The sequence below is a fragment of the Streptococcus bovimastitidis genome, assembly GCF_001885095.1.
Lineage (GTDB): Bacteria > Bacillota > Bacilli > Lactobacillales > Streptococcaceae > Streptococcus > Streptococcus bovimastitidis.
This window is the reverse complement of sequence record NZ_LZDD01000004.1, coordinates 1-11087: the sequence shown is the minus strand read 5'-3', so window position 1 is coordinate 11087 and position 11087 is coordinate 1. Positions and strand designations below refer to the sequence as shown.

The window sequence follows — 11087 nt, the reverse complement described above, 5'->3', positions numbered from 1 at the left end:
TCAAGATTTTCTCTTGATCTTTTTTTGTTGTGTCAGATAAATTTTTGTAAAGGTTGTGAATTAAAATGAGATGAAGATTACCTTTCTTCTATTTATATTTCATTAGATTTGACATCAATTACAAAATGGCTACTAGAGCTAGAATAATCACAATAACAATGAAAATACCTAGACCGATGAAGAAAATGCCATGATGATGATCAACAAAAGCTTCAAAACGGCTTAAAAAACCAGGTTCACTCGGTTTTTTCACTTTCACACTAGATGACCTGCTTTCATCAGCTTCTGTTATTTTCTTTTCTTTGGGAAAAAGATTGTCAAATTTAGTCTTAGAAGTTTTATTAATGTCTTCAAAGCCTTTTTCAGTCAGAGCATTAATGTAGGGATGTCGGTAGAATTCACCTTCTTGATCTGACCAGTCGCCAACCCCCATAACAATTGTAATCAAGCGCTGACCATCACGTTGAGCGGTGACCATAGCATTGAAAGCAGCGCTTGGGCTGGAGCCAGTTTTAAGACCATCGACACCTTTCAGACCATATTTGTCACCAGGCAGAGAGTAGTTGTAGGAATGGAATTCCTCTTCGTATGGAGTCCCAATCATAGTTTTGACAGTCGATTGGTTTGTAAAGGAAAGAATATCAGGGTATTTTTTTAAAAAATTGTAAGCTAAAATAGCCAGATCGTGAGCAGTCGTTTGATTAGGAGCTGAAGCATCATATTTATCAGGGGTGTAGTAGCCATTAAAGGCTTCAGCCACAGCACCACTTGCATTATTAAAGTGGGTGTTTGACATTCCTAATTTCTCAGCTGTCTTATTAATACGATCAATAAAGGCAGAAGCATTATTTTCTGACAGATAATTAGCCAGCATAATAGTCGCCGCATTGGAAGAGGGAACCGCAGTCATAGTAATTAAGTCACTGACCGGATAGTTTACACCGGCAACGATTTTGTTATTACTAATCTCATAAATTTGACTTATAGCCTGATCCGTTTCAGTAGCCCTGATTGTTGTATCCAAATCAAGTTTTCCTTTATCAATATCTTCAAATAAAAGGTATAAAGTAAACATTTTTGACATACTTGCCGGATCTCGCACGGCCATCATATTATCTTGCCATAAAATATCACCATTTGAAGCATTAACAACAATAGATGCTTTCGGCTTTGTAATGGGGTCAATTTGATAACCAGCATCTTGAGTGATACCAATAATATCCTTTGTTTCTTGAGCATGACTTGCAGTTGGGGAAAGGAAAAAGAGAGAAATCAAAAATATAATGACAGAAATTTTTCTCACAAAAAAGCTCCTTGCTAAAAATGATAAGTTTATTATATCACTAAGCTAATACAATGCAAAGAACTTTTTAATGTTTATTCAATTATTCTAATATTGATGAGTGAAGAGGTTGATGAATTTTTCCCAAAGTGTAAGACCTTCGACCTTCTTAGCGGCATAAATTGCTGTTTCAGGTTTCTCATCTAAGTAATCGGCCTTATCTTGGAAGATAATTTTTCCTAATTTTTCTCCTTTTTTTACAGGAGCCTTGACTTCTTTTTCAGTTAATTTAAAGTGATAATCAACTGACTTAAGAGACGGTGATTGAACCACCGAAAATTCAGTATTACTAACATAAGGAACAGTTTTCTGTTTGGCGTTTGAAATAGCTAATTTTTTAGGAAGAGGCTTGTTTTTGCCGTAAGTCACTTTTTTATAGTTTTGGAAACAGTAATCAAACAACTTGTTGGCCTCAACGAAACGGGCTTCATTATCATTTTCAGCATCATTAGCATGAAGAATAACGACAATAACACGCATATTATCTTGAACAGCAGTTCCAATATAGGTTTGCCCGGCTTTTGCAGTAGTACCCGTTTTCAAACCGTCGACACCATATCTACCCATGTTGTTGCCAGGAAGTAGATGATTGGAGTTGGTTAGGACATCATTACCCCAAAGTAGTTGAGTCTGAGAAGAAATTGAAAGAATCTCAGGATAGTCTTGAATCAAATGGCGAGCGACAATAGCTAAACTCCTTGCGCTCAATTCATTTTCTGCATGATGACTTGAACCAGGATAGATATGGCCATTAAGCATACTGTTATTCAAACCAGACGAATTCAGCAGTTGATAATCTTTGATGCCCCAGTCTTTCAATTGTTCCTTGACCATATCCATGAATTTTGGCTCACTTCCGGCGATTTTTTCTGCTAGGGCAATTGCAGAGCTATTAGCCGAAACAATCATGGCGGAGTCAACCAATTCACGAACAGAGTAGGAGTCTTTGTAGAGAGGCGGATTGCTGATGTCTGGGTTTTTGGCCAGAGCTTTCGCATATTTAGACAATTTAATCTGATCATCCCACTTGAGTCTGCCAGAATCAATTTCCTTAAGGGTCATATACACTGTCATGATTTTTGTCAAAGAAGCAATGGGAATTTTGTTTTGGCTATTTTTCTCATAAAGAACCTTGCCAGTCCTGTATTCCACAGCGATAGCTTCTTTAGCATTGATATTTAATGCTTGCTCTGCTTTGATTGTTGGGCCACTTCCCAAGAGCAGGAAAAAGCAGAAAAGTATTAAAGTGATTTGTTTTTTCATAGTACCTATTTTAGCAATATTAACGGGGATGGTCAAAAAAAGGAAATAAGAAATTCTTACTTCCTAATCTTATAAAAGTGTGAGAAATTCAGTTTGTTTAAGCCTGATTTTTCAGAGTTTTTCATTGACATAAGTGACGAAATGATTCCACCAAACTTTTAAGAAAAAGCTGCGTGGTATTTCTTCTTTAGCACTCAATTGATAGGTAGGCCTATCACCTAAATAGCCGATTCCGACAGGGTCTGAATCTTTATAACTAGCACTGGCAAGTTCTTCTTTTTTAGCGAGTGGTGCTTGAAATTCAGACTTTAGGGGGGTGATTCTAAGTTTATCAAGCTTTGCTTTACCAATTTTTTGGACAACTCGAATTGATTGATCGGCAACTAGGCCAACCTGCGTTTTAGGGCTATCAGTAACTTTAATTTTCTTACCTTTTAAGGTCTCCCCTTTTTTTACTAAGGTGACAGCCTCATAGTTTTTGCTAATGTCGTCCAAGAGTGCATTTGCTGCGGTGAACTGAGTGAATTCTTGTCCGTCAGCTTTATCTGCATCCAATATGATTGAGACAATCTCCATCTTGTTTTCTTTGCTAGAGCTGATCAGAGAAGCTCCGCCATTTTCTGAATAAGAAACAAAAAGTCCATTGGTTCCAATCCGGTAATTTGGCATGCCTTTTAGCATATAGTTGTAAGAGAAGATGCGATCACCTTGGTAGGGTGCAGAAGGTTTCTTGGTGATTTTAGTGACTTGAGGATAGTCCTGGAGCAGGTGGCGGGTGACAATTGCCAAATCCTGAGCAGACATCTTATTTTCAGCATTCTTTTTAGATTTGGGATAGATATGATCCCCCAGCTGGCTGTTAGAAAGGCCAGTTGCATTGACCAATTTGGCGTCATGAATCCGCCATTCCTTAAGTTGCTTCTGCATTTTATCAACAAAAAGAGGCTCTGTTCCGCCGATTTTTTCAGCTAGGGCAATAGCAGGACTGTTAGCATTGGTGATTAACATGGCCTCCAACAATTCTTTAACAGTGTACCTGCGGGCATCCAGTGGCACATTACTGATAGTATAGTTAGTGGTAAGGTTGTAAGGGTAGTCAGAAATTTTGACTGGTGTGTTCCAGGATAAGCGTCCGGAGTCAACTTCCTTGTAGACCATATAGGTGGTCAGTACTTTTGTTAGGGAAGAAACAGGAAGTTTTTCCTTTGCATCTTTCTCATAAAGAATTTTACCTGTGCTGACTTCAAAAGCAATGCCGCCTTTAGCAGGGAGTTTATAAGATTCTGCTGAAACCAAGGTTGGAATAAGTGCCAGACTGGCGATAAGCAGAAAGTGGGTCAATTTTTTCATATGGGTTAGGGTTTCCTTGTCAAGAAGCTAGATTCTTTTTAATTATATCATAAGTCTGACCTGAATTTCAGGACTTTTTTCTGACAATGCTCTTTTGAAAGCATTATCATGAGAAATGACAGTGGTTACATTAAAGAAGAAATGGAAGGGCTTGTGGGCTCTAATTAGCTATAATAAAGGAAAAATCTAAAATGATTTTAATAAAGGTCAAAAAAACTACTAAAATATTCAGATAATTTTGCGTCAAATATTTTTTTAGGAGAAAAATTATGATATAATGTTTTTAATTAGCACAATCTTTTTGAACAAGATTGAAGAAAAAATTTAGGAGCGAGTCTTATGAAAAATGGCAAGTGGTTAGCTGCCGCTGGAATAGCGGTCTTATCAGTATCTGCACTTACTGCCTGTGGCGGTGGATCAAGTAAAAGTGGTAAATCAAACACTTATAGCTACGTTTACTCAACTGACCCAGATACTTTGGATTACCTAGTTTCTGGACGTTCAACAACGAGTGAAATCACCCAAAATGGTGTTGATGGTTTGATGGAATATGATAACATGGGGAACCTTGTTCCATCAGTCGCAAAAGATTGGACTGTATCTGAAGATGGTTTAACTTATACTTACAAAATCCGTAAAGATTCAAAATGGTACACTGCTGATGGTGAAGAATATGCATCAGTTACGGCAGATGACTTTGTTGCTGGTTTAAAACACGCAGCTGATAAAAATTCTGAAGCCCTTTACTTGGTTCAAGATTCTGTTAAAGGATTGAGTGACTATATTGAAGGTAAAACTAAAGACTTCTCCACAGTTGGTGTAAAAGCTATTGATAAGAATACTGTTCAATATACGCTTAACCAACCAGAAAGTTATTGGAATTCTAAGTTGACTTATGGTATTTTATCTCCTGTTAATGCTGAATTCTTGAAATCACAAGGTAAAGATTTTGGTAAATCTTCTGATGCTTCATCTATCTTGTATAATGGTCCATTCTTAATTTCTTCATTAACAAGTAAATCATCAATTGAATTTGTTAAAAATGAAAATTATTGGGATAAAAAAGATGTTCATCTTGATGCCGTTCAATTAACATACTATGATGGTCAAGACCAAGAGTCACTCTTCCGTAACTTTGATAAAGGCTCTTACACTGCGGCACGCCTCTTCCCAACAACACCTTCATACAAAAAGGTTAAAAAAGACTATGGCGAAAATATCATTTATGGACCACAAAAATCTAACATCTACTATGCAACCTTCAATTTGAATCGTACTGCATATGAGCATACTAAGAAAACTGATGATAAACAAAAAGAAGATACACGGAAAGCTATTTTAAATAAAGATTTTCGTCAAGCTTTGACATTTGGTTTCAATAGAACTTCATATACTGCACAAACAGCGGGTGAGGAAGCAGCTAATAAAGCACTTCGTAACACATTGGTTCCACCAGCATTTGTTCAAATCAAAGGTGAAGACTTTGGAAAAGCTGTTGAAAAAGAATTAGCTAACTACGGTGACCAATGGAAAGATGTTAATTTAGCAGACGCTCAAGACGGACTTTACAATCCAGAAAAAGCTAAAGCGCAAATGGATAAAGCTAAAAAAGCTTTGGAAGCTGAAGGTGTTCAATTCCCAATCCATATTGACATGCCACAAGACCAAACTGCTTCTGGTTTAATGCAACAAGCACAATCAATGAAACAGTCCATTGAAAAGTCACTTGGTAAAGAAAATGTTGTTATTGATATCATTGAATTAAACTCTGATAACTACAACAATATTACATACATGGCTGAAACAACCGATCAACAAGACTGGGATCTCTCAACTGCCTCAGGTTGGAGTCCAGACTACATCGATCCGTCATCTTACTTAGATATCTTTAACACTTCTATGGCAAATGCTGCTCAAGCTAAAAATATTGGTTTAAATCCTGTTAAGGATAGTGCCATTGCTACTAAAGCTGGATTAGATGAATTTAATAAACTTGATAATGAAGCTGCAAAAATTACTGATGATCAAGATAAACGCTACGAAACATATGCTAAAGCACAAGCAGCATTAGCAGATTCAGCAGTTTATATTCCAACTTATTCATTAGGTGGTACACCAACAGTAACAAAAGTTGTTCCATTTACAACTGCTTTTGGTTGGGCTGGTAACAAATCTGATGCAACTTATTTCAAATACATGAAACTTCAAGAAGAACCAGTTAAAACAAAAGACTATGATAAAGCTTTGAAACAATGGAAAAAAGATAAAGACGAATCTAATAAAAAATATGCAGATTCATTAAAAGAGCATATCAAAAAATAAAAGCTTGTTCATTAAGAACTTTCTCTTCGAGTGAGGAAGTTCTTTTGAACTTATTATGAGGAATGGAATGAAAAAGTATATCGTTGAGCGCATTTTGAGGTCTCTCATATCGATTTTGTTGGTAACTACTTTAACTTACATTATTGTTTTTACACTTGTTCCAACAAATTTGATTTTTAAACAAGACCCCAACTATAATAAGATGGTGACAACACCAGACAAAAAAGAAAACTATCGTAATACCGTTTTTGAACGTATGGGTTACATTTCCTACTATAATAGTAAGGAACTTGAAAACAAGGCTGAGAAAATGGAGAAATCAGTTTCAGTTGAACCAACTGAAGCCAATAAAAAGATTTATCAAAAATACATTAAATCAATCGGCAATGGCTGGGAATTAAAACGTTTTGAAGAAAACAAAAAATTCTATGCTGTCCGAAACATTCCTATTTACGAACGTGTTTGGAATTTCTTTAGTAAACTAATTGTTATTGACCATCCTTGGACCATCCAAGATAAGAAAAATCCAGACTTGGCACGCTATATTCGTCCAGAAATGGATCCTGCAGTAGGACCTGCCATCGTTGGTTCAGGAACTAAGCACAAATACATGATGTATTTTAATGGTCAATTCCCATTTATTCATCAAAACTTCATTAGCTTCAATTTGGGCAAATCTTACCCAACCTATGCTAATATCCCTGTTATTCAAGTTATTACTCAAGAACAAGGTCGTACTCTTTCTAAAGAAGTTAAATTCCCTAACGGAGTTACCAAGTTCTCACCAATCAATATCTACTCTAGAACCTATAAATCACCAAGCCAAGCAGATGCTAGAGATCGCATGAACTTTGGTAAGGATGATCCTTACACAGCAACACAAAATAATCATGCTGAACCATCAATGATTACCAACTCTTTCATTATTGGGATGACAGGGGTTCTCTTATCATATATTTTTGGTTTGCCGATTGGGATGTTAATGGCTTACTATAAAGATGGTTTATTTGACCGTTTTTCAACAGGTGCTACAACCTTTATGTTGGCTTTGCCAAGTATCGCCCTTATTTACATTGTTCGTTTCTTAGGTTCAATAGTCGGACTTCCGGATACTTTCCCATTATTAGGTGCAGGGGATCCCAGATCGTATGTCCTACCAGCCTTAATTTTAGGGATCTTAGGAACACCAGGGAATGTCGTTTGGTTCCGTCGTTACCTTGTAGATTTACAAGGCAGTGATTTTGTGCGCTTTGCACGGGCTAAAGGCTTAACTGAAGCTGAAATTTCAAAAAATCACTTGTTCAAACAAGCTATGGTTCCGATTGTTAATGGTATCCCTCAGGCAGTAGTAGCTACTATTGCAGGAGCAACTTTGACTGAGACTGTTTTCGCCTTTCCAGGTATGGGTAAAATGTTAATCGATGCCATCAAGGCAGCCAATAATACAATGGTAGTAGGACTAGTCTTCATTTTTGCAGTATTATCAATCTTAGCTTTATTAGCTGGTGATATCTTAATGACAATTCTTGACCCACGTATTAAATTATCTAGTAAAGGAGGTAAGTAATGGCAACAATTGATCAATCTAAATTTGAGTTCGTTGAACTTGATTCTTATGCATCGGAAGTTATTGATGCCCCTGCTTACTCATACTGGAAATCGGTTTTCCGTCAATTTTTTGCGCGTAAATCAACGATTCTCATGTTGGTTATCTTGATTGCTATCATTTTAATGAGCTTTATCTATCCGATTTTTGCACATTATGATTTTAATGATGTCAGCAATATCAATGACTTTTCGAAACGCTACATTTCACCAAACTCAGAATTCTGGTTTGGTACTGATAAAAACGGTCAATCCCTCTTTGATGGTGTTTGGTATGGTGCCCGAAATTCAATCCTTATTTCGGTTATTGCGACCATCATCAATATGATTTTGGGTGTTGTTATCGGTGGACTTTGGGGTGTTTCTAAAACAGTCGATAAAGTCATGATCGAAGTTTATAACGTTATTTCAAACCTTCCTCAAATGTTGATTATTATTGTCCTAACTTACTCTATCGGGGCAGGTTTCTGGAACTTAATCTTCGCCTTTTGTGTTACTGGTTGGATTGGGATAGCTTATTCTGTCCGGGTTCAGGTATTACGTTACCGCGACCTAGAATATAATTTGGCTAGCCAAACCCTAGGAACACCAACATGGAAAATTGTGACTAAAAACTTACTTCCGCAATTGGTATCTGTTATTGTATCAATGGTTTCCTTATTGTTGCCAGCATATATCTCTTCTGAAGCCTTCTTATCCTTCTTCGGTTTAGGGTTGCCGCTTTCAGAACCAAGTCTTGGTCGTCTGATTTCAAACTATTCATCAAACTTGACGACAAATGCTTATTTATTCTGGATTCCCCTTACCACTCTTATCTTAGTATCCCTCCCTCTCTATATTGTGGGCCAAAACTTAGCGGATGCTAGTGATCCAAGAACACATAGATAGGAGTCGTCATGGTAGAAAACAAAGAAATTATTTTAAGTGCAAAAAATGTGGTTGTTGAATTTGAAGTTCGCGACCGTATCCTGACTGCAATTCGTGATATCTCCATCGACCTCTATGAAGGCGAAGTTCTAGCTGTTGTTGGAGAATCTGGAAGTGGTAAGTCAGTTTTAACCAAAACCTTCACGGGAATGCTTGAATCGAATGGTCGTGTAGCCTCTGGAAGCATTGATTATCGTGGGCAAGAATTAACGAAACTCAAGAATCATAAAGACTGGGAAGGCATTCGCGGTGCAAAAATCGCGACAATCTTCCAAGATCCAATGACCAGTCTTGACCCAATTCAAACCATTGGCAGTCAAATCACGGAAGTTATCGTTAAACATCAAAAGAAATCCCGTTCTGAAGCTAAGAAATTAGCCATTGACTATATGAATAAAGTCGGTATCCCAGAACCTGAAAAACGTTTTGATGAATACCCATTCCAATATTCAGGTGGGATGAGACAGCGTATCGTTATTGCTATCGCCTTGGCATGTCGCCCAGATATCCTTATCTGTGATGAGCCAACCACTGCCTTAGATGTAACCATTCAAGCACAAATCATTGATCTTTTGAAATCCCTTCAAAAAGAATATGAATTTACAATCATCTTCATTACCCATGACCTCGGTGTTGTTGCAAGTATTGCAACCAATGTTGCTGTCATGTATGCTGGTGAAATTGTTGAATATGGAACAGTAGAAGATATCTTCTATGACCCAAGACATCCTTATACTTGGAGTCTTCTATCAAGCTTACCGCAATTAGCTGATGATAAAGGGATTTTATTCTCAATTCCAGGAACACCTCCGTCACTATATAAACCTATTGTTGGTGATGCCTTTGCTCCTCGTTCACAGTATGCCATGAAGATTGATTTTGAAGAAGCAGTTCCACGTTTTGAAGTCAGTGATACTCACTGGGCAAAAACTTGGTTATTGCATCCAGAAGCACCAAAAGTTCAAAAACCAGAAGTGATTCAGGATATTCATGGAAAAATCTCAAACAAACAAATCTATCGGGAGGAAGGAAATGTCTGAGAAATTAGTCGAAGTCAAAGACTTAGAAATTTCCTTCGGTGAAGGAAAGAAAAAATTTGTTGCTGTTAAAAATGCCAACTTCTTTATTAATAAAGGAGAAACCTTTTCTCTTGTTGGAGAATCTGGTTCTGGTAAGACTACCATTGGTCGTGCCATCATTGGCTTGAATGATACCAGTAAAGGTGATATCGTCTATGACGGTAAAGTTATTAATGGTAAAAAATCAAAAGCAGATGCTAACGAATTAATTCGTAAGATCCAAATGATTTTCCAAGACCCAGCAGCCAGTCTTAATGAACGTGCAACCGTTGATTATATTATTTCAGAAGGTCTCTACAACTTTAACCTTTTCAAATCTGAAGAAGAACGTCAGGAAAAGATTAAAAATATGATGTCAGAAGTAGGCTTGCTTGCTGAACATTTAACGCGTTATCCACACGAATTCTCCGGAGGACAACGCCAACGGATCGGTATTGCGCGTGCTTTAGTTATGGATCCAGAATTTGTCATTGCCGATGAGCCTATCTCAGCACTTGATGTTTCAGTTCGTGCGCAAGTTTTAAATCTTTTGAAACGGATGCAAAAAGAGAAAGGTTTAACTTATCTCTTCATCGCTCATGATTTGTCAGTTGTTCGCTTCATTTCGGATCGGATTGCTGTTATTCATAAAGGTGTTATTGTCGAGGTGGCTGAGACGGAAGAATTATTCATTAATCCAATTCATCCATATACCAAGTCTCTTCTATCAGCTGTTCCGATTCCTGACCCTATTCTAGAACGGAAGAAAAAATTAATTGTCTACTCAGTAGATCAACACGATTATTCAGTTGATAAGCCAGAAATGGTTGAAATTAAGCCAGGACACTTTGTTTGGGCAAATAAAGCTGAAGTAGCAGAGTATCAAAAGGAAATTTAAGTTTATTCTATAATATAGTTAAACAAGTGAAACGGCAGGAAATGATTCCTGTCGTTTTTAATATTGAAAAATATTTAAAAAAGCAAGCAATGATATTGACAAGAGAGGCAGGTATAGTCTATACTAATTGAGTTGCCAAATTTTAGATTTATTTCCCAAAAAATAAATGAAAAAAGTTGTTGACAAGGTCACACTGACCTGATAGAATATAATAGTTGTCTCGTAAGAGATGGCAAGACCTTTGAGAACTGAATAAGACAAGAAAAACCAAATGTGAGGGTGATATGTTAAGAAGCATATTATCCGTCAATGAAGTAAAAAA

Annotated in this window: 8 protein-coding genes; 5 read left to right on the top strand and 3 right to left on the bottom strand. The window is 37.0% G+C overall.

All coding sequences use genetic code 11. The annotated features are described in order from the left end of the window. Window positions 1–118: 118 nt before the first annotated feature. The 3 genes from A9Q68_RS09940 to pbp3 (A9Q68_RS09930) all read right to left on the bottom strand — a co-directional run bounded on the left by A9Q68_RS09940 (window position 119) and on the right by pbp3 (A9Q68_RS09930) (window position 3955). Entirely contained in the window at window positions 119–1303 is a 1185-nt protein-coding gene (locus A9Q68_RS09940) for a D-alanyl-D-alanine carboxypeptidase family protein (protein WP_071794545.1), read from the bottom strand. An 87-nt stretch (window positions 1304–1390) separates the two neighbouring features. Further along, the gene (gene pbp3 / locus A9Q68_RS09935; protein ID WP_071794601.1) at window positions 1391–2605 is read right to left on the bottom strand and encodes a D-alanyl-D-alanine carboxypeptidase PBP3; all 1215 of its coding nucleotides are present in this window, start codon (window positions 2603–2605) and stop codon (window positions 1391–1393) included. A 111-nt stretch (window positions 2606–2716) separates the two neighbouring features. Then, entirely contained in the window at window positions 2717–3955 is a 1239-nt protein-coding gene (gene pbp3 / locus A9Q68_RS09930) for a D-alanyl-D-alanine carboxypeptidase PBP3 (RefSeq protein WP_071794544.1), read from the bottom strand. A gap of 339 nt (window positions 3956–4294) precedes the next feature. Between pbp3 (A9Q68_RS09930) and A9Q68_RS09925 the strand changes: the two genes are divergently transcribed. From A9Q68_RS09925 to A9Q68_RS09905, 5 genes are all read left to right on the top strand, one after another. Beyond that, window positions 4295–6277 (top strand): peptide ABC transporter substrate-binding protein, encoded by a 1983-nt coding sequence (locus A9Q68_RS09925; protein WP_071794543.1) that lies wholly within the window; start codon window positions 4295–4297, stop codon window positions 6275–6277. Between the two features lie 67 nt (window positions 6278–6344). Then, the gene (locus tag A9Q68_RS09920) at window positions 6345–7844 is read left to right on the top strand and encodes an ABC transporter permease (RefSeq protein ID WP_071794542.1); all 1500 of its coding nucleotides are present in this window, start codon (window positions 6345–6347) and stop codon (window positions 7842–7844) included. Continuing rightward, the gene (gene oppC / locus A9Q68_RS09915) at window positions 7844–8770 is read left to right on the top strand and encodes an oligopeptide ABC transporter permease OppC (RefSeq protein WP_071794541.1); all 927 of its coding nucleotides are present in this window, start codon (window positions 7844–7846) and stop codon (window positions 8768–8770) included. Before A9Q68_RS09920 ends, oppC begins: the two co-directional genes overlap by 1 nt. An 8-nt stretch (window positions 8771–8778) precedes the next feature. Continuing rightward, window positions 8779–9849 (top strand): ABC transporter ATP-binding protein, encoded by a 1071-nt coding sequence (locus A9Q68_RS09910; RefSeq protein ID WP_071794540.1) that lies wholly within the window; start codon window positions 8779–8781, stop codon window positions 9847–9849. Further along, on the top strand, window positions 9842–10765 hold the full coding sequence (locus tag A9Q68_RS09905; RefSeq protein ID WP_071794539.1) for an ATP-binding cassette domain-containing protein: 924 nt from the start codon (window positions 9842–9844) through the stop codon (window positions 10763–10765). The genes A9Q68_RS09910 and A9Q68_RS09905 overlap by 8 nt, the downstream gene beginning before the upstream one ends. Window positions 10766–11087: the final 322 nt, after the last annotated feature.